Origin of the sequence: Nocardia sp. NPDC051570 (assembly GCF_044454005.1) — a bacterium.
In the GTDB taxonomy this organism is placed as follows: Bacteria; Actinomycetota; Actinomycetes; order Mycobacteriales; family Mycobacteriaceae; genus Nocardia.
The window spans coordinates 145858-168900 of record NZ_JBITDI010000011.1 but is presented as its reverse complement, the minus strand read 5'-3'; the positions used below and the strand labels follow the sequence as shown (position 1 = coordinate 168900).

The window sequence follows — 23043 nt, the reverse complement described above, 5'->3', positions numbered from 1 at the left end:
TGATATCGGCCCGGATCGAGGGCACGCGGCGCCCGATAGCGAGGGGCGTATCGGGTTCCGCGGCAATCCGTATCACTGACGCACGGCGGCGACGCGCCAGAAACTCACTGACCGGCGACGTCCGGCATGATCCGGCCCAACTCCATTGCCCGGCTCGCGGGCACCTCCTGGATCCCGATGACGAGCTGGTCGTCGGCCACACCCGTGGCCTGCTGAACCAACTGCCAGATACCTGTCAGAAGCTCTCGCAGGTATTCCGATGAGCGACCGGTTCTGATCGTCACGGTCACCGCGACCGGCGCCGCGGGGATCCCCGCGGTGAATCCATTCCCTGCCGCGTATTCGTAGAAGACGATGTGTACCCAGTTCCTGGGTACACCAGCATGTTCGGAATGCAGCGTCGTCAGCCGATCCGCCAACTCGGACTTGGCTTCGTCACTGAGAGCGCCCGACGGCGTGGTAATGGCGTACAGCGGCATGACCGGCTCCGATGATCATCGCGACAAGCCCTGGCTACGTGTTCATCGATTGTAGGCGCTGTCACTGTTGGGCCATCGAATTCGGGTGGGGTGAGTGGTGAGATCGGGCGGGTGGGGATCGGTGATCGGATTGTGTTCTCGGGCAGGCGGTCACGGACGTACGCTGATTCGCATACCCGGGCCGAGAGCCGTCACGTCGATGATCCACCGCACTGATTCGGACCGCTCGGACGGGGAACAGTAAAGGTGGGCTCGAGCAAGCGTGAGGAGACCCGCTGATGAGCATGGAGATCGTGCTGCTGCTGGTGTGCGTGGGCGCCACGATCGCGCTGTGGTGGGCGGTCGCGGCATGTCTCGAACGGCGGATTCGCCCGCGGGCATGGTGGAGACATCGACCGGCGCGGCCGCGTCGGGCCGCGCGACCGGCTCCCGAATCCACCGGCCCTGCCCCGGTACTCGATACGCATCTGACACTGGCGTGGGCCGATCCGGCGCAGGTGTGGCCGGCATTGAACGCGGAGAACGCGTTGCTGGCGGCACGGATGTCGGGACAGCTCACGCCGGTGGAGTATCGGGCGCGGCTGGCGGATCTGGCGCGACGATGCGAGCCGACCTCGGCCGCCGACAGCGAATGAGGCTGGGCGGCAACCGATATGGGCTCAGTCAGGGGCCGGGACGGTCGATGACGGTCGCGCCGACCGGGGTGCGGGCCGGGCGGCGGATGGGGGCGATGCCCCAGTCGGAGTGCACGGCCTGCTCCATGGCCCGATGGGTTTTCATCTGGACGTAGCCGAGCAATTGACGCAGCGGTTCACGCTCGGGCTCGGATAGCTGGTCGATATGGCGAGTGAGATGGGTGAGATCCTCGCGCAGACACGACACGGTGTAGACAGTGCCGCCGCGGCGGGTGGCGGCCAGAACCGAGGACAGGCTGTTCTCGATATCGGCTCGGCGCCCGGCGATCCAGGCGGCGGGGTCGGTGACCGCGGCGCGGGTGGTGGCGTCGACGTAGTCGTAGAGCTGACCGATCCCGCGATGGTACGGATCGGTCGGGTCGAGTTGTTCGGCCTGGTCGGCGAGGGAGACCAGGGCGCGGCGGATACGGTCCACGCTGCCGGCGCTGGAGTGCTCGCGCAGCGCGTCGAGCAAGGAGAGGAGTTGTCTTTCGAGCCGGGTCATGACTGCCTCCGATCACGAGGGAGATCGGCGGGCAGGCCGCGCCCGCCACTCCCTTGTCCAATGTGGCCCTTCCCGGCCGGAAAGGGAAGAGGCCAAGGGCGTGTGGGCGGCGGAAGGGCAGTGCGGGTCAGCCGCGACGCAGATCGCTGCTCGGGTGGCTGAACCATCCGGTGGCGAGGGCTTTGTAATAGTCGTTGGTGGCCAATAGTTCTCGATGATCTCCTGCGGTGACGACCATGCCGTGGTTCAGGACGATGATGTGGTCGGCGGCTTGTACGGTGGAATATCGGTGCGCGATGACCAGCAAGGCGCATTCGGTGGAGATCAGGTCGACCGCGCGGTGCAGCGCTGCCTCGTTGACGGGTTCCAAGTGGGCAGTCGGCTCGTCGAGCAGCGGGCTGGGGCGGGTCAACAGCGAGCGGGCCAGCGCGATCCGCTGGCGTTCGCCACCGGGGAGTTTCATGCCGTGTTCGCCGACCCCACGCCGCTCCACCATCCGGATCCCGTTGTTTCCGTGGGTATTTCGTCTCGTGGGCCAGGATCGCTGCTGGGTGGGCGTAACGATCGGGGATGTGGGGCGATTCGGGTGGTGAGTTCGTTTGTCGTAGAGGGGGAAGTAATGGTGTTCGGCGCGGACGGTCGCGGGAGTCGGCGGCCGTGGCGGCGGATGGGGTGGGTGCGGTTGGTGCTGGGGGTGCTGGTGGCGGTGGGTCTGGTGATCGCGGCGCTGGTGCTGCTGGGGCAACCGGAGCAGGGTAATCGACCCGCCTTCGATCCGGTGGTGCCGTTGCCCGCGGTGATGACGCCGGTGGTGATCACGACCAGCGGCGTGCCGTCGCCGTTGTGATCGGTGAATCCCGCACCGCCGCTGCGCGTTTCGATGGGTCAGCCGTGGTAGCGGCGGTAGACGCGGGCCGCGCCCGGGTGCAGCGGGACGCCGTCGGTGCCGATGAGGGAGCGGACATCGAGGAATTGGGTGCCCGCGGCGACGGCGGGGACGAGGCGGTCGGCGCGGGTGATGAGCAGTTCGGTGAGGACGTCGGCGAGGGCGGGGGCGAGAGTGTCGGTGGTAACGAGCAGGTTGGCCACGCCGATGGTGGGTACGGCGGGGGCGCCGGGATAGGCGTCGGCGGGAATGACGACGCGGTCGTAGAGATAGCCGAAGCGGTCGCGCATCGGTCGGACGAGGGCGCCCATATCGATCAGGCGCAGGGTATGCGGGACGTCGAGGATCCCGGTGGGGACACCGCCCGCCCACAGCAGGGCGTCGGCGTTGCCGTCGGCGATCGCGGTGACGGCATCGCGCAGGGCCAGGTGGGTGAGGGTGACATCGCTGCCCGGATTCAAGTCCGCGGCGCGCAGGAGTCGTTCACCGGTGAGCGTGGCCCCGGATCCCGGAGCGCCCAGGCTGATTCGCGTGCCGCGCAGGTCGGCGACCGCACCGATGGGACCGTCGACACGGACGGCCAGTTGCAGGTAGTTCTCGTAGACGCGGCCGAGGGCGACGAGGCGTCCGGGTGCGGAGTGGACGGCGTCGGCGAGGGTGAGGGCGGCATCGACCTCACCGCGGGTGAGCATCTCGAGGTTCTCCAGCGACCCCATGGTGGTGACCGGTTCGATGTGCAGGGTGCCGGTGGCGGCGGCCGCATCGGCCAGCAGCGCGGTGAAGGCGTCGTAGAAACCGCCCACCTCCCCCGCCGCCAGTCGCACGGTGGGCGGGGCGTCGGTAGCGCAGCCGGTGAGCAGGGCCGCGCCGAAACCCGCGGTGGCGGTGAGGAATCCGCGACGACCGAGGCGAGTCATCGTGGGGCCGCCGGGAGTTCGATGTCTACGGCCAGGCCGTGCGGGCGCACCGCGCGCACGGTGAGGCGGCCCTGATGGGAGACGGTCAGGGCGGCGGCGATGGGGAGGCCGAGGCCGGATCCGGTGGCCCGCGCGGTGGAGCCCCGGTAGAAGCGGGTGGTGAGTCTGTCCAATTCGGCGTCGGGGACGCCGATTCCATTGTCGGCGACGGTCAGGGTGACGGTGTCAGGGGTGGCGGCGGCCGACAGGTGCGTATGAGCCCCTGGCCGGCGTAGCGGCTCGCATTGCTGAGCGCGACGTCGAGTATCCGGGCGAGAACCGCGGCGGGGACGGCGATATCGGGCGCGGCGCCGGGGTCGGCGGTCAGGCGCAGGCCGGAGCGGTCGAAGGCGGTGTGCCAGGCGTCGATTCGGTCGCAGATCACTTGCGCGGGCGCGCAATGGTTGTCGATGTCGGCGGGGTGGTCGAGTTCCGGATCGGCCTCGGCGACGGCGAGGGACAGCAGTCCGTCCAGCAGGGCGGTGAGCCGGTCGGCCTCGGTGACCGCGCCGCGGAAGGTCGGTGCGGCCTGGTCCGGAATCGCCGGTTGCAGGGAATCCAGGCGAATGGTCAACGCGGCCAACGGGTTACGCATGGCGTGGGCGGTGTCGGCGACGAGTTGACGTTGGGCGCGCTGGGAATCCACGACGGCGGCGGCCATGGTGTCGACCGATTCGGCGACGGCGAGGATCTCCGGGGGGCCGCGGTGGTGACGGGTGATGGGTGCGACGGGGTGGCGTGGGGTGGGCAGGGACGCGGTCAATGCGGCCACCGCGGTGGACAATTCGTTGAGCGGCCGCAGCACCCAGCGCGCCAGCAGCAGCGCCAGCGCGGTGAACAGTGCCATCGCCGCGAGCGCGCCGCCGCCGACGATGCCCCAGGTGCGCAGGATATCGGCGCGGGCGGCCGCGGTGGAGGCCTGGATGACCACCGCGCCGTCGACCTGGACACCGGAGCCCAGCGGCCGGGCGATCAGGACGGCATCGGGTGTCCACGGCAGCAGTTGCGCGATCGGGGCGGGACGCTGGTTGCGGCGGGCGGCGGCGAGGGCCGCCTGGACCTCGGGGTCGGCGGGATCGACTCCGGCGTTGACGAGGGCCTGGCCGCGGGCGTCGACGATGAGGACCGGTTCGCCGTAGAGCTGGTGGTAGCGGCCGACTTCCGCGGCCAAGGCATGGGTGTCACCGGTGGTGGCCGCGGTGTCGGCGAGGGAGGCGAACCAGTCGGCGTCGGCGCTGCGGCCCAGCAGGAGCTGCTGGGTGCGGCTGGTGGCCTCGATGGAGCACAGCGGGGCGGCGAAGGCGAGTACCGCGATGGTGGCGAATACGGTCAGCGCCGCCAGCAGTCGTCGTCTCATTCGCCCCAGCGGTATCCGTAGCCGCGAATGGTGGTGATCAGGCCGGGGCGGTTCAGTTTCTGGCGCAACCCGGCCATGTGCACGTCCAGCGAGCGCGACACCGCGACGAAGGCGTCGCCCCAGATGCGGTCCATGAGTTGCTGGCGGCTCACCGCGGCGCCGGGACGTTCGACGAGGGCCTCGACGAGTTCGAATTCCTTGGCGGTCAACATGATCGGGGCGCCACCCACCTCGACGCGGCGGGCGGTGAGGTCGACGCGGACATCGCCGGTGAGCACGAGTTGCTGCGGTGGTTCGGTCGCGGCGACGGCGCGGCGGGTGACGTTCTCCAGGCGGGCGAGAAGTTCGGCGATACGGGGTGGTTTGATCATGTAATCGTCGGCGCCGCCGCGTAATCCGCGCACGATGGACCGTTCGTCGCTGCGGGCGGTGAGGATGACCACCGGCACGGGATTGACCTCGCGCAGTTGCCGCAGGATGTGCAGGCCGTCGGCGTCGGGCAGGCCGAGGTCGAGGATGACCGCGTCGTAGCCGCGGTGGGCGATGAGTAGATCCGCGCCGCGACGCATGCGGCGCGCCTCGTGCCCGCGCGCGGACAGGGCCTCCACCAAGGCGTCGCCCACGCCGTCGTCGTCCTCGACCACTGCCAACCGCACCGCGCCGAATCTCCAGTTCGTCCGTATTCGTTCGAGCTGCGATGGTAGCGCCCCGGCGGGGCGGATACGCGAAAACGCCGGTGGGAGCGCTTCAGCGGCGGGCGCGGACCGGGTCGGCGGCGGCGTGTTCGGCGTCCAGCGGCGAATCGGTGGAGGTTTCGCGCATGAACCAATAGGTGAGCAGCGAGACGAGGATGGCACCGGAGACGTACCAGAAGAACAGCGATTCGTGGCCGATCTGCTTCAGGCGCAGGGCGATGGTCTCCGCGGTGCCGCCGAAGACGGCGGTGGTCAGCGCGTACGGCAGGCCGACGCCGAGGGCGCGGACCTTGGTGGGGAACAGCTCGGCCTTGACGATCGCGTTGATGGAGGTGTAGCCGGAGACGATGATCAGGGCGACCATCATCAGCGCGAAGGCGGCGAACGGATTTCGGGTGTGGCCGAGCACGGTCATGATCGGGACGGTGCATACGGTGCCCGCGACGCCGAAGAAGATCAACAGCGCCCGGCGGCCGATGCGGTCGGACAGCGCCCCGGCGATCGGTTGCACGATCACGAACACCAGCAGGGCGCAGAAGTTGATCCAGGCCGCCGTCGGTTTGGCGATACCGGAGGTGTTGATCATGAACTTCTGCATATAGGTGGTGTAGGTGTAGAAGGCGATCGTGCCGCCGAGGGTCAGCCCGACCACGAGCACGCATTCACGCGGGTAGCGCGCCAGCACGCGCAGGGAGCCGCGCCCCTCGCTGGTGGCCGGCGCGACGACCGCGGCGTCGCCGGGTGAGTTCACGACCGTCGACAGCTCCCGTGCCTCGGCGTCGAAGGCCGCGGATTCGTCCATACTGCGCCGCAACAGCATCACCACGATCGCGGCCCCGGCGCCGATGAGGAACGGGATGCGCCAGCCCCAGCTGTCCATCTGCGCATCGGTGAGCGCGTATTGCAGCACGATCTGCACCGCGAGCGCCACCAGTTGCCCGCCGACGAGGGTGACGTATTGGAAGCTGGAGTAGTAACCGCGTTTACCGGCGGTGGCCACCTCCGACAGATAGGTCGCGCTGGTGGCGTATTCGCCGCCGACCGACAGTCCCTGCAGCAGGCGGGCGATCAGCAGCAGCACGGGTGCGGCGACGCCGATGCTCTGGTGGCCGGGGGTGAGTGCGATCAGCAGCGATCCGGCGGCCATCACGGTGACCGTCAGGGTCAGCGCGGCGCGGCGGCCGAAGCGGTCGGCGTAGCGGCCCAGCAGCCAGCCGCCGATCGGGCGCATGAGGAATCCGACGGCGAACACCGCGGCGGTGGACAGCAGCTGCGCGGTGGAATCGCCCTTGGGGAAGAACGTTTTCGCGAAGTACACGCTGAACGCGGTGTAGACATACCAGTCGTACCATTCGACGAGATTGCCGATCGATCCGCGCAGAACATTGGCGACGACGCGGCGTTCGCTCATCGGCTGGCCCGAACTCACCTGACCTCCCCACTGGACGCGCGGCGCGCATCCGTTGCTGCGACCACTGTGTCGGGCCGGGTGATCGGTGCGCGAGGCCCCGTCCGGATTTCTAACATTGTCTTAAGACAGTGGGGATACCGCTTCCAGCTCGTCGGTGGTCTCGGGGACCTCGGTGCCACGCAGTGACGCCCCGGCGGTCTCGCGCAGGAACATCCACGCGCACAACCCGACCAGACAGGCGGCGACGGTGTAGAAGGCGGGGAACAGCACCCAGCCGGTGCGGTCGATGACCCATTCGTCGACCAGCGGCGCGGTGCCGCCGAACGCCGCGGTGGACACGTTGTAGGACAGCGCGAATCCGGCATAGCGCACATGGGTGGGGAAGATCGCCGGGAAGGTCGCGGAGATGGTGGACAGCTGCGGCACGTACAACAGGCCCAGCACCACGAATCCGGTGATGGCCCAGCCCATTCCGCGGCCCATCAGCCAATACATCGGGATGGCCAGCACCGCGAGCCCGATCAGCGATACCAGCCACATCGGGCGCCGCCCCACCTTGTCCGACAGCCCGCCCGACAGCGGCATCACCAGCACCATCGTCAGCTGCCCGATCAACACCATCGCCGTGGTCTGGGTGCTGGACATGCCGATCGTCTTGTTCAGATAGGTCGGCATATAGGCCAGCAACGTGTAGTTGACGACGTTGAGGGCGATGACCAACCCGGCGAGGGTGAGCAGTTCGCGGCGGTAGTCGGTGATGAGTGTGAGCAGTCCGCCGCTGGGTTTGTCCTGTGCGGCGCATTCGGTGAATACCGGGGATTCGTCCAGGCGGCTGCGCAGATACCAGCCGATGAGCCCGAGCGGCACCGCCAGCAGGAACGGTATCCGCCAGCCGAAGGCCTGCATCTGATCGTCGTCGAGCACCACCTGCATCAGCAGCACGACCGCCGAGCCGCCGACGAAACCGCACAGGGTGCCGAATTCGAGGAAGCTGCCGAAGAAGCCGCGGCGGCGGTCGTCGACGGATTCGGCGAGATAGGTTGCCGCGCCGCCGTATTCGCCGCCGGTGGAGAAGCCCTGCACGACACGCAGCGCGATCAGCAGGATCGGGGCCGTCACCCCCGCCACCGCGTGACTGGGCAGCAGGCCGATCAGGCCGGTGGCCCCGGCCATCAGCAGAATCGTGGTGGCCAGCACCGCTTTACGGCCGACGCGGTCGCCGAGCGGGCCCCACACCATTCCACCGAGCGGGCGCAGCAGAAACGAGATGGCGAAGCCGAGCAGCGTGCCCAGGGTGCCGAGGCTGCCGGGGAAGAATGCGTGGGTGAGGTAGCCGGCGGTGGCGGCGTAGACGCCGTAGTCGTACCACTCGGTCGCATTTCCCATCGCCGCGGCGGCCACGGATCGTCGAAGCTGTGGTTGTGGGTCGCGGGAGGTCACGCGTTCCTCTTCCCTGGGTCGAACACTTCTTGTCACCGGTTCGGGATGCGAACAGGTAGCTGACACCGTCGACTACCCGGTTCGACAGTGAGGCAAACAACGACCACTGTCTCGACGGTCGATCGGCGTACCGGGCGACCAGCGGCGACGGCCGCGAATATGACAGTGGTCACACAGGTTTCGTGGCGGGGTCGGGCTCGCTCCGGGAGTGCGCTTATGCGACGCGTACATTGACTCCCCGACCGTGTCGCAGTTCCGGATGCACCGGACGATCACCCGAAGGGGCATCACGTGACCACGACCGCCGACCGGCGTCGGTCGCGCCGTTCGAGTGTGGCGGCCTGGCTGCTGCAGGGCGCCGACGACGATCGCTACTCCCGCCATCCCGGGCCGATGGTCAAGGCCGCCGAAACCCGGCATCAGCGCTCGTGGTGGCGGGTGATGTGCCTGACCGGTGTCGACTACTTCTCCACCCTCGGCTATCAGCCGGGCATCGCCGCGCTCGCCGCCGGGGTGCTCTCGCCGCTGGCGACACTGGTGCTGGTGGGCTTGACCCTGCTGGGGGCGTTGCCGGTGTATCGGCGGGTGGCGGTCGAATCCCCGCACGGCGGCGGATCATTGGCGATGTTCGCCGCGATCCTGCCGCGCTGGACGGGCAAGCTGTTCATTCTTGTGCTGCTCGGATTCGCGGCCACCGATTTCGTGATCACCATGACGCTGTCGGCGGCCGACGGCGCCGCGCATATCGTGGAGAATCCGTATGTGCCCGAGGTGTTGCGCGGGCATGCGTTGCCGATCACCCTCGTGCTGCTGGCATTGCTGGCCGCGATCTTCCTCAAGGGTTTCGCCGAGGCCATCGGGGTGGCGGTCGTGCTGGTCGGCACGTATCTGGCGTTGAATCTGGTGGTCGCGGCGGTCGGGTTGTACGAGGTGGCCACCGCCAGTGGGCTGGTGGTGGACTGGACCCACGCCATGACCGCCCAGCACGGCAATATCGCGGCGATGATCGGGATTTCGCTGCTGGTGTTCCCGAAACTGGCGCTGGGGTTGTCCGGCTTCGAGACCGGAGTCGCGGTGATGCCCCAAATCACCAGCGCCCCCGGCGAATCCGAGGACAATCCGCGCACCCGCATCGTGGGCACCCATAAACTGCTCACCACCGCCGCGGTCATCATGAGCGGCTTCCTGATCGTGTCCAGCTTCATCACCGTCGTACTGATCCCGGAAAACCAGTTCCGGACGGGCGGTTCGGCCAATGGGCGGGCGCTGGCGTATCTGGCGCACACCTACCTCGGCGACGGTTTCGGCACCGTCTACGACATCTCCACCATCGCGATCCTGTGGTTCGCGGGGGCCTCGGCGATGGCGGGGCTGTTGAATCTGGTGCCGCGGTATCTGCCGCGCTTCGGGATGGCGCCGGAATGGGCGCGTGCCACCCGGCCGCTGGTCCTGGTGTTCGCGCTCATCGCCTTCGGCATCACCTGGTACTTCGACGCCGATGTCGACGCCCAGGGCGGCGCGTACGCCACCGGGGTGCTGGTGTTGATCACCTCCGCCGCGGTCGCGGTCACCCTCTCGGCGGCCCATCACCGCGAACGCGGTAAAACCATCGGATTCGGCGTGGTGACAGCGGTATTCGTCTACACCACCATCGCCAACATCTTCGAACGGCCCGAGGGTGTGCAGCTGGCGTCGCTGTTCATCGTGACCATCATCGTGGTGTCGTTCGCCTCACGCGCGCGCCGCGCCTTCGAGCTGCGCGCGATCGAGGTCGACTTCGATGAGCGCGCGGCCTGGCTGATCGACAAGATCGCGGCCAGCGGCAGCATCCGCGTGGTCACCCACGACCGGGAGGCCGAGGACATCCGCCACCCCGACGACTATCGGGAGAAGGAGACCGAGCAGCGGCTGGAAAGCCATATCCCCGTCGGAGATCCGATCCTGTTCCTCGAGGTGATCGTCAAGGACGCCTCCGAATTCTCCACCGACCTGCATGTCCAGGGCATCGAGATCGATCATTACCAGGTGCTGTCGGTGGAGGCCGCGGCGGTGCCCAACTCCATCGCCGCGATCCTGCTGGCCATCCGCCACCGCACCGGCCTGAACCCGCACGTGTATTTCGAATGGACCGAAGGCAATCCGATCGTGAACCTGCTGAAGTTCCTGTTCGTCGGGGAAGGCGAGGTCGCGCCGGTCACCCGGGAGATCCTGCGCCGCGCGGTCGCCGACCCGCATCAGCGTCCGCACGTGCACGTCGACTCCTGAACACAGGCTCGTCGGCTCGTGTAATCTGTTCCGTCTCAGCGGGTTTCGCGACAGGCCGGTCCTCTCAGAGCGCGGGCCAGCCCGAGTCGCACAGGATCGTCGCGGCCGCCTCGGCCTGGCGCACACCGGATTCATAAGCCGGGGCTTGCGCGGCGGGGTTGAACACGTCCGGGCCGAACGCGGCGATGGACATGGTGTCCGGCACGATCGATACCGCGGTCGCGCCGTCCAGATCACCGTCGGACGGCAGATGCCCGAACCGATGCGCCAGCGGTTCGACGATGACGACCAGATCCGCGCCCGCGGCCAGATGCGCGTTGATCGGGGAGCCGATCCCGCCGTCGATGTAGCGGTGCGCACCGATCGGGATCGGCGGCAGCACCCCGGGCGCGGCGCTGCTCGCCGCCAGCGCCAGCGCCAGCGGCACCTCGTCCGCCGCGGTCCAGCCGCGCAACTCGCCGTCCTCGATGTCGACCGCGGTGATCACCAGATCCGTTCGCGGCCACGGCTTATCGCCCACCAGCGCCGCCATCCAGGCGATATGTTCGCTCGGATCACCGGGCTGCGCGGCCAGCGCCAACTGCCCCACCTTCCGGCGCGCGGCCGCCAGATCCAGACCCGGCTCCCGCAGCGGTGCGAACACCTCGCCGATCGGTCGCGACGCGGGCAGCTCTTCGCCGCCCGCGCGCGGCGGGGTCAGCACACTCGACGGGTCGCCACCGCCGGCGAGCACCGCCGCCACGATCGCCCCCGCGGAGGTGCCGACGAACCGATCCGCCGCCGCCAGATCCACCCGATGCGTGCGTAGCCCGCCGGCCAGCCCTGCCAGCCATGCCAATCCGACCAGACCACCTCCACCCAGCACGAGCGCGATCCGAGCAGAAGTGGGCGACACGGGCTCCGGCATGATCACCACCCTACCCATCGGGTATAGGCCCACCGCGGGCAGTGGCACACCGCAGGATGACTCAGGGCGGTCCTGTTCAGCGGCCCTGCCAGACCGGCGGTCTCTTCTGCGCGAACGCCAGCACCCCCTCGGTGGCATCGCGCGAGGACAGCGCGGGTGCGGCCGCTTCGCCCTGGCGGGTGAACGATTCGGTCGTGGTCCAGTCCGGGGACGCGTCGATGATGCGTTTACTGGCGGCGATGCTCAGCGGTGCGTTCACCGCGATCCGCTGCGCCAGCGCCAGCGCGGCCTCGAGTGCGGTGCCGGGTTCGACGACCTCGTTGACCAGACCCAGGTGCGCCGCGCGGTCCGCGGTGATCGGGTCGCCGGTCAGTGCCAGTTCCATCGCGATCGCGCGCGGCAGCCGCTGCGCCAGTCGCAACACTCCGCCGCCGACGGCGACCAGACCGCGTTTGACCTCGGGGATGCCGAATGTCGAATCCCGTGCCGCCACCACCAGATCCGCCGACAGCGCCAGTTCGCATCCCCCGGCCAGCGCCGGGCCCTCCACCGCCGCGATGAGCGGTTTCACCGGCGGGCGGGCCGCGATGCCGAGCGGGCCGCGCCCCTCGGTCATCGGGACCTCCCCGCGCGCGGCGGCTTTCAGATCCATACCCGCGCTGAAGTAGCCGCCCGCGCCGGTGAGGATCGCCACCTGCGCGCCCGCATCCGCCTCGAACGCGTCCAACGCCCGCTCGATACCCACCGCCGCCGCGAGATTGATCGCATTGCGCACGTGCGGCCGGTTGACGGTGATGATCGTGACCGGGCCGCGGCGCTCGACGAGTACCGGTGGTTCCGGTGGTGCGGGCAGCGGCACGCGGTGCTCGCCATCGATAGTGAGCGCGCCGCCGGATACCGTCACCGCCAGTCCCAGCAAGTCGCGGTCCAGGCATGCGGTGATGGTGGCGGAATCGGTGCTGCGCACCAGGATTCGCTCACCGGCGCCGGTGATCAGGCTCAGTACCGCCGCCTCGGGCACACCGTCGCGGGTGTAGGGAACGGTGTAGGCCTCCACCACCGCCGGGCCGTCGATATCGCTGCGCGCCGGGCGCGCCGGGGCATGATCGATGATCGGAGTCAGATGCCGATACGGCTGTCGCGGCGGCTCGGTGGAGTACACCCCGAGCGCGTGTTTGGTGACATACCAGCCCAGCGACGTCGCCAGCCCGTAGCTGCCCGGATCCGCGCGCAGCCGCCGCACCAGCGTCGCCACCGCATACCCGCCGTAGTTGTTGCCCGGACCGCCGCCGAAGGTCAGCCCGCCGGTCACCGACAACTCCCGCGCGGGATCGTCGAGAGGTAAACCCAATTCGCGTGCCGCGATCTGCACCGCCACCGGGAAACACGCGTACAGATCCACATGCGCCAGCGCGTCCACACCGATCCCCGCGTGCGCGAGCGCCGCCGCGCCGAGGGTGCGGATCGCCGGGGAGGCGGCCAATTCGGCGCGTTCGCTGGTGAACCATTCGTCGTGCCCGGACGCGCCGGCGTGCAGGAATACCCAGCGGTCCTGGGCGATTCCGGCGGCCTGCGCGGCGGCGGCACTGCACATCACCAGGCCACTGGCCATATCGACGGTCAGGTTGGCGCATTCGAGTTTGGTGTAGGGCGTGGACACCATGCGATTGTCCGGGGAGGTCTTCTCGATCTCCGCGGCGCTGAATCGCTGTGGCTGCCAGGCGTATTCGTTGTCCGCCGCGACCACAGGCCCGCGATCACCGCGGCGTGCTCGTCGACGCCCAGGCCGAGGTGATGGCGGTTGGCCGATTCCAGCAGCGCGTACATGTTGATCGGGGCGATCAGCCCGGCCGCGGTCTCCGCGGCGTTGTTGGCGGGCTTATCGATCCCGACGGTGCGCGTCGGGGCGACCGCGGAATCCTGTACCGGCCAGGACAATTCGAGCCCGTCGCGGTGTGCGGCGGCCTGGGTGGCGCCCGCTTCTGCGCCGGTGATCAGCACGATCTCGTAGTCGCCCGCGGCGATCGCAGCGGCGGCCTCGTTGATCACCAGCTGCCCGCCGTCCCCGCCGAAACTGCTGGACTGCAAGGTATCCACCGCGCCCGCGCCGATCCGCGCCGCCACCGCGGCGCCCAGATCCCGGTACTGCCACGATGCGCACGCCACCGCGAATACCGCGTCCGCACCGCGCAGCAGCGCCTCGTCTCCCCCGGCATCGGCGGCGGCGCGCCGCAATGCCCGCGCGGCGAGTTCGGCCGGATCACAGCCGGGATCCGGTGTGCGGCCCACGAACTGACCGGCGCCCACCAGCACCGGGGTGCGCGGATCCAGCTCACGACCCGATGCCTCGTGCCGCACCGGCCCGCGCGCCACCCGCGGGCTCAGCGGACCGGCCGCGGCGATCGCCTCCGGCAATCGTGCCAGCGATTCGCGCATCGCCTCACCGAGGCTGCGCGCCACCGATCCGCCCAGCGGTCCGTCGATCGGCGGGCCCGCCACGCCCGCGTCGAAGGCCACCGACGTCCGAGAATCGGTGCCCGACACCGTGATCCAATACCCCAGCCGCACCTGCTGCGGGGCCTGGCCGCGCAATTCGAAGCCGTGCTCGTCCGCGGCCCGCACATGCCAGCGGATATCGACCGGCAGACCCATCACCTGTGCCTGCTGGATGAACTCGAGCCCCACCCGCACCGGGCCGGGCGGATCGCCGCGCCAACCGGTGTGCAGGGTGAACCAGTCGCCGAGCCGATCCAGATCGCTCAGATAGGCCTGGACCGTCGAGACCGGTGCGGCGATGTCCTGTTCGGCATGCGCGGTCGTGGTGAACTCCGCCAGACCCGGCGGGAGCCGCCGATCGGTGACCGGCGGTGGTGCGGCCGCCTCGGCGCCCAGCAGCCCGGTCACCAGGTCGCGGGCGATGCGCGGATCCCGGCGCACCGCGACCAGCAGCGCGGCCCCGGCGCGAAGCTGCTTGCGCGCGGCACGAATTCGATCGAAGCCCGGCACGATCCCACCTCCTCGACGAGTGTGAGACCATTAGATGTCCAATAGTCTCACCCGTCAAGGGTGCGGAAGGGAGCGCGGATGACCAGGCCCGGTGCGCCGCTGCCGAATCTGCTGCGCCGCGCGGCCGGGCGCGCCTTCGCCGGGGCCCATTCCTCACCCGACGATGCCGACGCCGCCATCCTCGACGCCGCCGTCGCTGTGCTGGCCCGGCGCGGCACCCGCGCGGCCACCATCGCCGAGGTCGCCGCCGCGGCCGGGGTCGGGCGCGCCACGGTGTTCCGCCGCTTCGCCGGTAAGGACGAACTGTTCGAACGCGCCCTCACCCGCGAGATCACTGTCCTGCTCGACACTCTCGCCGCGCGGCTGGCCACCCTCGACGACCCCGCCGAACAGGTCGCCGCCGGATTCGCGCTGTGCCTGTCCCTGCACCGCCATCCCCTGCTGGCCGCCGGACCCACCCCCCGCGCCGAACTCCTGTACGCCCTCACCCACGGCGACCGCGCCCCCATCATCGCGGCCCACGCCCGAGTTCGCGCCCACATCGCCCGCGCCCAGGCCGAAAACCGACTCCCCCCAGGCGATCCCGACGCTCAGGCCGACGCCCTCATCCACGTCACCCTCGGCTACCTGCTCGCCCCCAGCCTCGCCGTCGACCTCACCGACCCCACGGCCGTCGCCCACCTCGCCCGCGTCGCCATCGCCCCCATACTCACCGGCCCCGCGAAACCCCCTGCGACCCAGCGGTGATCGCGGACCCCGCACCGCCCGCTGGGCGGACGGCGCGGGGACAACTGGGGCCGCACCCGGACGGTACGGGGACAACTGGGGCCGCACCCGGACGGTATGGGGACAAGCGCGGCCGGACGGTGCGGGGACAAGCCGAGCCGCCCCGGACGGAAGCCGGGCCGCGAGTGCGGTAAACCGCTAGCGCACGCCTACAACCGGATGCCGAGCAGCGCGTCGACCGCCTGGCCGACGAGGCCCGGGGCCGACCGGTCCGGGCCGCCGTAGTCCAGGGCCTGGGTGGCCCAATTGTCCAGCGCTGACAGGGCTTTGGGGGTGTCGAGGTCGTCGGCCAGATGCTGGCGCAGGCGGGCCACGGTATCGTCGGCGGCCGGGGCCGAGGTCAGGGCCGCGGCCTTTCGCCAGCGTTCCAGGCGGGCCTGGGCCTCGGACAGGACGGCGTCGGTCCATTCCCGGTCGGCGCGGTAGTGCCCGGCGAACAGGCCCAGGCGCACCGCGGACGGATCCACCCCCGCCGCACGCAGTTTCGAGACGAAGACCAGATTGCCGCGCGATTTGGACATCTTCTCCCCGTCCAGCGCGATCAGCCCGGCGTGGACGTAGTGGCGGGCGAAGCGGCGATGGGCCACCAGCGCCTCGGCGTGCGCGGCGGAATACTCGTGATGCGGATAGATCAGATCGCTACCGCCGCCCTGGATATCGAACTCCGGGCCGATCCGGTTGAGCGCGATCGCCGCGCATTCGATATGCCAGCCGGGGCGGCCCGCGCCGAACGGTGACGGCCACGACGGCTCGCCCGGGCGCGCCGCCCGCCACAGCAGCACATCGATCGGATCGCGCTTACCGGGCCGGTCCGGATCGCCGCCGCGTTCGGCGAACAACCGGTCCATCGTGGCGCGGTCGTAGCCGGACTCGTAGCCGAACTGCTCGGTGGCGTCGTGGCGGAAGTACACATCGGGGAATTCGGCGTCGTCGACCACATACGCCGCCCCCGAGGCCAACAGCTTGTCGACCAATTCCACGACCTCGCCGACCGATTCGACCGCACCCACGTAATCGCGCGGCGGCAGCACCCGCAGCGCGGCCATATCGTCGCGATACAGCGCGATCTCGCGGTTGCCCAGTTCCTGCCAGTCCAACCCGTCGCGGGCGGCGCGTTCGAACAGCGGATCGTCGACATCGGTGACGTTCTGCACGTAATGCACCTGATGTCCGGCATCGCGCAGGATCCGGTTGACCAGATCGAAACTCAGATAGGTCGCGGCATGGCCGAGATGAGTCGCGTCATAGGGGGTGATGCCGCAGACGTACATGGTGGCCACCGCACCCGGGGTCACCGGGCGCACCTGCCGGTCGGCGGTGTCGTACAACCGCAACGGCGGTCCGGATCCGGGGACGGTCGGGACAGGGATTTCGGACCAGGACTGCATGATTCGAGGGTAAAGGGGTGATCGAGACACCATCGCGGCGACCCCGTCGCCACGTGGCGCACACCACCCTCGGACACCCGCACGACCTGCGTATTGGCAGTGCGTGCCGAAAGTCAACAGTTGCAATCACGCCGCGCGATATCGGACAATCCACACCGGATCAGAACGCGGGCCACGGGATCGGGCGCGCGCTGACCGGCAGCGGCAGCACCGGATCATCGAGCACCTGCCGCCCCCGCGCACCGAGCGCCTCGATCTCGGCATCGGTGATATGCGCGGCCAGCCCGTCGCCGACCTCACCGGGCAGCGCCTTGACCAAAGCCGCGATATCGGTGAGCGATTCGTCCTCGATCGGCTCACCGGCCCACCCCCACAGCACCGTGCGCAGCTTCGGTTCGCTGTGCAGGCAGATGCCGTGATCGACCCCATAAACCCCGCCGTCGATGCCCTCGAGGGCATGGCCGCCCTTGCGGTCGGCGTTGTTGAGCAACACATCCAACACCGCCATCCGGCGCAGCCGCGGATCGTCGGCGTGTACCAGCGACACCTCCTCGCCGGTGCCGTCGACCGCGCGCAACACCTCCCGGAATCCCGCGGGCACCGCCCCGATCGGCACCAGATCCACCAGATCCAGCCGTCCGCGGCGCCCGGAATCCACCGATTCCACCCAGCGCTGCACCATCCCCGGCCCCAGCGGGCCGTCGCGCAGAATCGTCTCCGGGATGACCGGCCAGCCCAGCGCCCGCGCCACCAGATACGACGCCACCTCCCGCCCGGCCAGGGTGCCGTCGGGGAAATCCCACAGCGGGCGCTCCCCGCGCACCGGCTTGTACACCACGCGCGCGTCGACGCCGTCCAGATCGCAGACCAGGGTGAGATTGCTGGCGGTGGTGACCCGCCCGATCACCGACAGCTCACCGGTGTAGAACGGGTCGCCGTCGGTGCTCACGGGCTCAGTCCTCCTCGAGATCGGCCGCGCCGAAGATATCGCCGCGTTTGTAGCCGTTGGTACGCACGCACATATGCCCCTTCACCGACAGTGGTTCCCCGCACAGCGGGCACGGCGGGCGGCCCGCGGCGATCACCTTCGTCGAGCGTAACGCGAACTCCCGCGCCTGCACCGGGGTCAGGAACACCCGCACCGCGTCCGGGCCCTCCTCGGTGTCGTCGAGCACCACCGATTCGTCGACCTCGGTCTCGGTGATCGCCAGCAGCTCCACCACCACCGCACCGGCATCGGCGTCCCAGCCCAAACCCATTGTGCCGACCCGGAATTCGGCGTCGATCGGCGTCTGCAGCGGTGCGATGTCGTTGACCTCGTCCGCCTGCGGGGGCACCGGCGCGCCGAAACGGCGCGCCACCTCGTCCAGTAACAGCCCCATTCGATCGGCCAGCACCTTCACCTGCTGCTTCTCCAGCAGCACGCTCACCACCCGGGGCTCCTGCACGGCCTGTAGATAAAAGGCGCGATCGCCTGGTTCACCGACGGTTCCGGCGACGAAACGATCGGGGGTGCGAAACACATGGATTGCTCGGGCCATCTGCACCTCCTGATACCGGCTGCACTACTCACTACGCGAATCGGGGCGGTCCGCATTCCCATTATCCGTACTCGCGGCCGCGCCCACCTCCCCGCCGGGGACCGGTCCCGCCCGCTGCTCCGATCGTTGCTCGGAAGTTGCCGCCAGCGCCGACAGATCGGTGCCGGTGTCGTTTACCCGCCAGACAAACGGGGCGGTCGGGGTGTATCGGACGACGCTGAGCGAGGCCGGTTCGACCACGATCCGCTGGAATCCGTCCAGATGGATCCCGAACGCGTCGGCCAGCACCGACTTGATCACATCCCCGTGCGAGCATGCCACCCACAGCACATCGCGGCCACGTTGCTGGGCCAGCTCGCGGTCGCGGGCACGGATCGCGGTCACCGCCCGATGCTGTACCTGCGCCAGGCCCTCACCGGCCGGGAACACCGCCGCGGAGGCATGCCGCTGCACTACCGCCCACAGCGGCTCCTTGACCAGCTCATCGAGCGTCCGGCCGGTCCAGTCGCCGTAGTCGACCTCGGCCAGCGCCTGATCCGGTTCGGGTTCCAGGCCCAGCTTCTGCGCCAGCGGCGCGACCGTGCGGGCACAGCGCTCGAGCGGGGAATGGGCGATGAGCTCGATCGGCAGGGCGCCCAGCCGCGCGGCCACCGCCTGGGCCTGTTCGCGTCCGCGGTCGGTCAGATCCACCCCCGGACTGCGCCCGGCCAGCGTGCGCGCGGTGTTGGAGGTCGACACCCCGTGCCGCAGCAGGATCACCGTCATGGCACCCAGCGTAGGCGATCATGTGAGGGGGTGCGGCGGAACATCCTGCGGTGCGTGCAATCTCGCAGCGAACACACCGGAAGCGGTGCCCTACCACCACGATCGCCCCCGGCGGTTCGCGGGCCCATAGCCGGTCCCGAACCGGTTGGGGCCCTAGGCTCTTACCCCGTGACGGAAGTGTGGGCGCGGTGATGGAACAGCGAGCGGTCGGGCGAAGTGGATTACGGGTGTCGCGGATAGGGCTGGCCACCCACACCTGGGGCAAGGAGACCGACGCCGACGACGCGGCGGTGCAATTGGTGGCGTTCGTCGAGGCCGGGGGCACTCTGGTGGACACCTCGCCCGCCTATCACGGCGGCGCCTCCCAGCGCATCCTCGGCGGGTTGATCGATGAGCTGGTGCCGCGCGGTGATCTGGTGCTGTCCGGCTGCGCGGGCCTGGTACCGGTGCCCGGAGTCCTCGACCCCGCCGGCGCCCCCGCCGCGGAGATCCATTGGGCCGTGGACGCCTCCCGGCGCACCCTCATGCGCCAACTCGACCACACCCTGGCCGAATTGGGCACCGACTACCTCGACATCTGGAGTGTCGCGGCCTGGGATCCGCACACCCCCCTCGACGAGATCGCCACCACCCTGGAATACGCGGTGCGCTCGGGCCGGGTCCGCTACGCCGGGGCGCGCGGAGTGAACGCCTGGCAGCTGGCCACCCTCGCCGCCGCCGCGCCGATCACCGCCGCCGCGGTGCCCTATTCACTGCTCGCGCGCGGCCCCGAACGCGATATCGTGCCCGCCGCCCAGCATCACGGCGTCGGCCTGATCGCCACGACCGCCCTGGCCGGGGGCATCCTCACCGGCAAGTATCGCGACGGCGTGCCCGCGGACTCCCGCGGCGCCGACGAGGCAACCGCCGCGGAGATCCGCGACCGCCTCGACGAGCGCGCCACCCGCGTCGTCGACGCCCTGGTCACCGCCGCCGACGGCCTGGGCACCTCCCCCCTGGCGGTCGCCCTGGCCTGGATCCGGGACCGTCCCACCGTCGCCGGCATGATCATCGGCGCCCGCGACATCGCCCAACTCACCGGCATCCTCGCCGCGGAAACCCTCGAACTCCCGCGCGCCATCGCCGCGGCCCTCGACGACGTCAGCCGCGGCTGAACGACCCTGTCCGGCCGAGGATTTCCCACCCCTCCCGTTCCCGCCTCGGCGCCGGGCAGCCACATCGACTGTGCGCGGGCCTGGACGCCGGTGACCTTGATCTCGGGCGGCAGGGGTGGGCATACGGTCGGCGATATCGCGCCCGTTCGTGGTCGCGAGGGCAAGGGATATGAAATCCATTCGGCCACAATGGATCCGGTGGACGATTGCGGAAGGGAGCCGGGGTGATCGGGGTTACGGGAAAGTGCGCCCGGTCCCGGTGGGTGGGGCGGGTCGGCGATAGGAGCAGGCAACGACCTCTTAGGCTTGCCTTCATGAGCTGTCTCGATCGCGCCCGATCCGCGCGCACCCCACGCAGTCGATCGGCGGTCCGAGTTGTGGTCGCGGTTCTCGCGGTGGCGCTGGTCGGGGGGGTGAGCGCGTGCGGGAGCTCCGAGAGCGGTGGCGCGGGGGCGGGGCAGGGGCCCGCGACGGCCACCCTCGCCGATCCGAATCCGGTGCCACTGGGCACCGTGCCCACGCCGGTGCTGCCGGCGACCGTGCCCTCCTTCGAGGCCGGTGAGGTCACCGTCACCGACGTCAGTCGCATCATCGCCGTCGACCGCGGCGGCACGCTGGCCCAGACGGTGTGGGCGCTCGGGCTCGGCGATAAGCTGGTCGGCCGCGCCTCCGCGGCGTTCCCGGCCATGCAGCAGGTCACCAACGTCGCGGGCGGCAACGGCAGCGTCAGCGTGGAAGCCGTTGCCGCGCAACGGCCCACGGTATTCCTCACCGACTCCATCACCGCCACCCCGGTCCTGCGCGACCAGCTGCGCGCACTGGGCATCACCGTCGTGCTGTTCGATCCCGAACGCACCCTCGCCGGGGTCATCCCGCAGATCCAGGCCGTGGCCGCCGCGCTCGGCGTGCCCGCCCAGGGCGAGAAACTGGCCCAGCGCACCCGCGACGAGATCGCCGCCGCCACCGCCGCGGTGCCCCACCGCGATCCGAAGCCGAAAATCGCGCTCCTGTACCTGCGTTCGACGGCGATCACCATGATGGGCGGCCCCGGCTCCGGCGGCGACGCGCTGATCACCGCGCTGGGCGGCATCGACGCGGGCACCGCGGTCGGATTGACCCAACCGTTCGTCCCCATCACCAGCGAGGCCATGATCGGCGCCGCGCCCGATACCTTCCTGGTCATGACCGACGGGCTGGCCTCCATCGGCGGAGTCGACGGCCTGGCCAAGATCCCCGGCCTCGCCCAAACCCCCGCCGGCCGCAGCAAACACGTCATCGATATGTCCGATAACGTCCTGCTCAGCTTCGGCCCCAACACCGGCCGCGTCCTGGCCGCCCTCGTCAAGGCCCTCTACGGCATTCAGGTATGAGCAAGCACAATCACCCGGACACCTCGAAACAAGCCGCCCCCGAAGGCGATTCGGGCCCCGAATCGGCCACCGCCGACATCGGCGTGCCGTCACCCGCCCCACCCATCGGCAACCATCACGTCGACGCACCGGAACCGACTGAGCGCGAACACCTCTCGTCTCCGGAGGGCGGAACCGGCGATACCGAGACACCATCGGGCGATACACCGTTGGGGACAGAAGCATCGGTCACCGAGGCAGACACCGGCGACACTCCCGCGACCGGCGATCACCGGCATTCGCCCGCACGGGCCGAATTCGCCGACGCCGGTGCGCAAGTCACCGCCACCCTCCCGGGCCGCCGCTGGTCGCGCGTCGCGATCGTGAGCGTGGTCGGCGTCGTACTGCTGGTGCTGCTGGCGGTGATCTCCGCGGCCGTCGGCCAGGTGCCCACCACACCGCTCGAGGTCGCGGGCAGCGTGCTGCACAAGATCGGCCTGGATTGGGGTCCGCTGCCGCATCATCCGGCCGGTGAGGTCACGTTGTGGCAGGTGCGTTTCCCGCGCGTGACGCTGGCACTGCTGGTCGGTGCGGCACTGGCCACCGCGGGCGCGCTGCTGCAGGGCGTATTCGCCAATCCGCTCGCCGAACCCGGCATCATCGGCGTCTCCGCGGGCGCGGCGGCCGGCGCGGGTGTGGTGATCGTGATCGGCGGCGCGTTCGCCGCGGCCTGGTCGGTCGCCGCGGGCGCATTCGTGGCCGGACTGCTCACCACCCTGCTGGTGTATCTGCTGTCGCGCTCGGGCGGGCGCACCGAAACCGTGACACTCGTGCTGACCGGTGTCGCGGTCAACGCCTTCGCCGGTGGCCTCATGTCGTTTCTGCTGTTCACCGCGAGCCCCGCCGCGCGCGATCAGATCGTGTTCTGGCAGATGGGCAGCCTCAACGGCGCCACCTGGCAGTCGGTGGCGGTCGTCGCGCCGCTGGCCGGGCTCGGCATCGCCGCCGCGGTGCTGCTCGCGCCGCGACTGGATCTGCTCGCCCTGGGTGAATCGGCCGCCCGGCATCTGGGCGTGGACGTGGAACGGTTGCGGCGCAACGTGATCGTGATCGTCGCCGTGCTCGCCACCGCCGGGGTCGCGTTCACCGGCATCGTCCTGTTCGTCGGACTGATCGTGCCGCATGTGGTGCGCATGCTGGTCGGCCCGGCGCACCGCGCGCTGATCCCACTGTCGGCGATCCTCGGCGCGATCGTGCTGCTGGCCGCCGATATCGGAGCCCGCAGCCTGGTCGCCAACGCCGATCTGCCCCTGGGCATGCTCACCTCCCTGGTCGGCGGCCCGTTCTTCTTCTGGCTGCTGCGCCGCACCCGCGCCCGATCGGGAGGCTGGGCATGAGCGGCGAAATCCACACTCGCCCAACACCTCCGGACCCGAGAGGGAAACCGGCAAAGCGGAGTACGTGCGAAACCCGCAGCGG

23 protein-coding genes are annotated in these 23043 nt (G+C 69.8%); 7 read left to right on the top strand and 16 right to left on the bottom strand.

Going from position 1 to position 23043, the window contains the following annotated elements:
• Positions 1-104 precede the first annotated feature (104 nt).
• Positions 105-479, bottom strand: coding sequence for a tautomerase family protein (locus ACIA76_RS26925; RefSeq protein WP_397155340.1), 375 nt, complete (start codon positions 477-479; stop codon positions 105-107).
• Positions 480-757: 278 nt separating this feature from the next.
• Here ACIA76_RS26925 and ACIA76_RS26920 point away from each other — a divergent pair, with 278 nt between their 5' ends.
• A complete protein-coding gene (locus tag ACIA76_RS26920; RefSeq protein WP_397155338.1) occupies positions 758-1114 on the top strand; it encodes a hypothetical protein in 357 nt (118 codons plus the stop codon).
• A gap of 28 nt (positions 1115-1142) precedes the next feature.
• Here the strand turns inward: ACIA76_RS26920 and ACIA76_RS26915 are convergent, their stop codons facing one another.
• On the bottom strand, positions 1143-1658 hold the full coding sequence (locus ACIA76_RS26915; protein ID WP_397155336.1) for a hypothetical protein: 516 nt from the start codon (positions 1656-1658) through the stop codon (positions 1143-1145).
• Positions 1659-1785: 127 nt separating this feature from the next.
• A complete protein-coding gene (locus ACIA76_RS26910) occupies positions 1786-2154 on the bottom strand; it encodes a hypothetical protein (RefSeq protein WP_397155334.1) in 369 nt (122 codons plus the stop codon).
• Between the two features lie 123 nt (positions 2155-2277).
• On the opposite strand from ACIA76_RS26910, the gene ACIA76_RS26905 reads away from it, so the two are divergent.
• Positions 2278-2505 carry a hypothetical protein gene (locus ACIA76_RS26905; protein WP_397155332.1) on the top strand — a complete coding sequence of 76 codons (228 nt, stop codon included), beginning with the start codon at positions 2278-2280 and terminating at the stop codon, positions 2503-2505.
• Positions 2506-2543: 38 nt separating this feature from the next.
• On the opposite strand, the gene ACIA76_RS26900 is transcribed toward ACIA76_RS26905, so the two are convergent.
• The 6 genes from ACIA76_RS26900 to ACIA76_RS26875 form a co-directional block, all read right to left on the bottom strand.
• Positions 2544-3461, bottom strand: coding sequence for a TAXI family TRAP transporter solute-binding subunit (locus ACIA76_RS26900; protein WP_397155330.1), 918 nt, complete (start codon positions 3459-3461; stop codon positions 2544-2546).
• Positions 3458-3655: an ATP-binding protein gene (locus ACIA76_RS26895; RefSeq protein WP_397155671.1), complete on the bottom strand. Its 198-nt coding sequence runs from the start codon at positions 3653-3655 to the stop codon at positions 3458-3460. Before ACIA76_RS26895 ends, ACIA76_RS26900 begins: the two co-directional genes overlap by 4 nt.
• A gap of 17 nt (positions 3656-3672) precedes the next feature.
• Entirely contained in the window at positions 3673-4857 is a 1185-nt protein-coding gene (locus ACIA76_RS26890; protein ID WP_397155328.1) for a sensor histidine kinase, read from the bottom strand.
• Positions 4854-5513, bottom strand: a complete 660-nt coding sequence (locus tag ACIA76_RS26885) for a response regulator transcription factor (protein WP_397155326.1) — start codon at positions 5511-5513, stop codon at positions 4854-4856. The genes ACIA76_RS26890 and ACIA76_RS26885 overlap by 4 nt, the downstream gene beginning before the upstream one ends.
• A gap of 91 nt (positions 5514-5604) precedes the next feature.
• The gene (locus tag ACIA76_RS26880; protein ID WP_397155669.1) at positions 5605-6963 is read right to left on the bottom strand and encodes an MFS transporter; all 1359 of its coding nucleotides are present in this window, start codon (positions 6961-6963) and stop codon (positions 5605-5607) included.
• Between the two features lie 120 nt (positions 6964-7083).
• Positions 7084-8349, bottom strand: a complete 1266-nt coding sequence (locus ACIA76_RS26875) for an MFS transporter (RefSeq protein ID WP_397155667.1) — start codon at positions 8347-8349, stop codon at positions 7084-7086.
• 447 nt (positions 8350-8796) lie between these two features.
• Here ACIA76_RS26875 and ACIA76_RS26870 point away from each other — a divergent pair, with 447 nt between their 5' ends.
• Entirely contained in the window at positions 8797-10668 is a 1872-nt protein-coding gene (locus tag ACIA76_RS26870) for an amino acid transporter (RefSeq protein WP_397155665.1), read from the top strand.
• A gap of 64 nt (positions 10669-10732) precedes the next feature.
• Here ACIA76_RS26870 and ACIA76_RS26865 read toward each other — a convergent pair whose 3' ends face one another.
• The 3 genes from ACIA76_RS26865 to ACIA76_RS26855 form a co-directional block, all read right to left on the bottom strand.
• The gene (locus ACIA76_RS26865) at positions 10733-11575 is read right to left on the bottom strand and encodes a patatin-like phospholipase family protein (RefSeq protein WP_397155324.1); all 843 of its coding nucleotides are present in this window, start codon (positions 11573-11575) and stop codon (positions 10733-10735) included.
• 76 nt (positions 11576-11651) lie between these two features.
• Positions 11652-13169, bottom strand: coding sequence for a crotonase/enoyl-CoA hydratase family protein (locus tag ACIA76_RS26860; protein WP_397155663.1), 1518 nt, complete (start codon positions 13167-13169; stop codon positions 11652-11654).
• Positions 13170-13195: 26 nt separating this feature from the next.
• The gene (locus ACIA76_RS26855) at positions 13196-14581 is read right to left on the bottom strand and encodes an SRPBCC family protein (protein ID WP_397155322.1); all 1386 of its coding nucleotides are present in this window, start codon (positions 14579-14581) and stop codon (positions 13196-13198) included.
• 78 nt (positions 14582-14659) lie between these two features.
• Here ACIA76_RS26855 and ACIA76_RS26850 point away from each other — a divergent pair, with 78 nt between their 5' ends.
• Complete coding sequence (locus ACIA76_RS26850) at positions 14660-15328, top strand: TetR family transcriptional regulator (RefSeq protein WP_397155320.1); 669 nt, start codon at positions 14660-14662, stop codon at positions 15326-15328.
• Between the two features lie 188 nt (positions 15329-15516).
• Here ACIA76_RS26850 and mshC read toward each other — a convergent pair whose 3' ends face one another.
• The 4 genes from mshC to ACIA76_RS26830 form a co-directional block, all read right to left on the bottom strand.
• The gene (mshC, locus tag ACIA76_RS26845; protein ID WP_397155319.1) at positions 15517-16755 is read right to left on the bottom strand and encodes a cysteine--1-D-myo-inosityl 2-amino-2-deoxy-alpha-D-glucopyranoside ligase; all 1239 of its coding nucleotides are present in this window, start codon (positions 16753-16755) and stop codon (positions 15517-15519) included.
• Between the two features lie 160 nt (positions 16756-16915).
• Positions 16916-17704, bottom strand: a complete 789-nt coding sequence (locus tag ACIA76_RS26840) for an SCO1664 family protein (RefSeq protein WP_397155317.1) — start codon at positions 17702-17704, stop codon at positions 16916-16918.
• A gap of 4 nt (positions 17705-17708) precedes the next feature.
• Complete coding sequence (locus ACIA76_RS26835) at positions 17709-18296, bottom strand: DUF3090 domain-containing protein (RefSeq protein ID WP_397155315.1); 588 nt, start codon at positions 18294-18296, stop codon at positions 17709-17711.
• Positions 18297-18320: 24 nt separating this feature from the next.
• A complete protein-coding gene (locus ACIA76_RS26830; RefSeq protein ID WP_397155313.1) occupies positions 18321-19061 on the bottom strand; it encodes a histidine phosphatase family protein in 741 nt (246 codons plus the stop codon).
• 191 nt (positions 19062-19252) lie between these two features.
• Here ACIA76_RS26830 and ACIA76_RS26825 point away from each other — a divergent pair, with 191 nt between their 5' ends.
• The 3 genes from ACIA76_RS26825 to ACIA76_RS26815 all read left to right on the top strand — a co-directional run bounded on the left by ACIA76_RS26825 (position 19253) and on the right by ACIA76_RS26815 (position 22961).
• The gene (locus ACIA76_RS26825; protein ID WP_397155661.1) at positions 19253-20215 is read left to right on the top strand and encodes an aldo/keto reductase; all 963 of its coding nucleotides are present in this window, start codon (positions 19253-19255) and stop codon (positions 20213-20215) included.
• 314 nt (positions 20216-20529) lie between these two features.
• Positions 20530-21585, top strand: coding sequence for a hemin ABC transporter substrate-binding protein (locus ACIA76_RS26820; RefSeq protein WP_397155311.1), 1056 nt, complete (start codon positions 20530-20532; stop codon positions 21583-21585).
• Positions 21586-21944: 359 nt separating this feature from the next.
• A complete protein-coding gene (locus ACIA76_RS26815; RefSeq protein ID WP_397155659.1) occupies positions 21945-22961 on the top strand; it encodes a FecCD family ABC transporter permease in 1017 nt (338 codons plus the stop codon).
• Positions 22962-23043: the final 82 nt, after the last annotated feature.

Excerpts from the sequence above, each read along its gene's own strand:
- ACIA76_RS26925 (WP_397155340.1), bottom strand. The coding sequence starts at position 479 with ATGCCGCTGTACGCCATTACCACGCCGTCGGGCGCTCTCAGTGACGAA.
- ACIA76_RS26920 (WP_397155338.1), top strand. The coding sequence starts at position 758 with ATGAGCATGGAGATCGTGCTGCTGCTGGTGTGCGTGGGCGCCACGATC.
- ACIA76_RS26915 (WP_397155336.1), bottom strand. The coding sequence starts at position 1,658 with ATGACCCGGCTCGAAAGACAACTCCTCTCCTTGCTCGACGCGCTGCGC.
- ACIA76_RS26910 (WP_397155334.1), bottom strand. The coding sequence starts at position 2,154 with ATGGTGGAGCGGCGTGGGGTCGGCGAACACGGCATGAAACTCCCCGGT.
- ACIA76_RS26905 (WP_397155332.1), top strand. The coding sequence starts at position 2,278 with ATGGTGTTCGGCGCGGACGGTCGCGGGAGTCGGCGGCCGTGGCGGCGG.
- ACIA76_RS26900 (WP_397155330.1), bottom strand. The coding sequence starts at position 3,461 with ATGACTCGCCTCGGTCGTCGCGGATTCCTCACCGCCACCGCGGGTTTC.
- ACIA76_RS26890 (WP_397155328.1), bottom strand. The coding sequence starts at position 4,857 with ATGAGACGACGACTGCTGGCGGCGCTGACCGTATTCGCCACCATCGCG.
- ACIA76_RS26880 (WP_397155669.1), bottom strand. The coding sequence starts at position 6,963 with ATGAGCGAACGCCGCGTCGTCGCCAATGTTCTGCGCGGATCGATCGGC.
- ACIA76_RS26875 (WP_397155667.1), bottom strand. The coding sequence starts at position 8,349 with ATGGGAAATGCGACCGAGTGGTACGACTACGGCGTCTACGCCGCCACC.
- ACIA76_RS26870 (WP_397155665.1), top strand. The coding sequence starts at position 8,797 with ATGGTCAAGGCCGCCGAAACCCGGCATCAGCGCTCGTGGTGGCGGGTG.
- ACIA76_RS26865 (WP_397155324.1), bottom strand. The coding sequence starts at position 11,575 with ATGCCGGAGCCCGTGTCGCCCACTTCTGCTCGGATCGCGCTCGTGCTG.
- ACIA76_RS26860 (WP_397155663.1), bottom strand. The coding sequence starts at position 13,169 with ATGTGCAGTGCCGCCGCCGCGCAGGCCGCCGGAATCGCCCAGGACCGC.
- ACIA76_RS26850 (WP_397155320.1), top strand. The coding sequence starts at position 14,660 with ATGACCAGGCCCGGTGCGCCGCTGCCGAATCTGCTGCGCCGCGCGGCC.
- mshC (WP_397155319.1), bottom strand. The coding sequence starts at position 16,755 with ATGCAGTCCTGGTCCGAAATCCCTGTCCCGACCGTCCCCGGATCCGGA.
- ACIA76_RS26835 (WP_397155315.1), bottom strand. The coding sequence starts at position 18,296 with ATGGCCCGAGCAATCCATGTGTTTCGCACCCCCGATCGTTTCGTCGCC.
- ACIA76_RS26830 (WP_397155313.1), bottom strand. The coding sequence starts at position 19,061 with ATGACGGTGATCCTGCTGCGGCACGGGGTGTCGACCTCCAACACCGCG.
- ACIA76_RS26825 (WP_397155661.1), top strand. The coding sequence starts at position 19,253 with ATGGAACAGCGAGCGGTCGGGCGAAGTGGATTACGGGTGTCGCGGATA.
- ACIA76_RS26820 (WP_397155311.1), top strand. The coding sequence starts at position 20,530 with ATGAGCTGTCTCGATCGCGCCCGATCCGCGCGCACCCCACGCAGTCGA.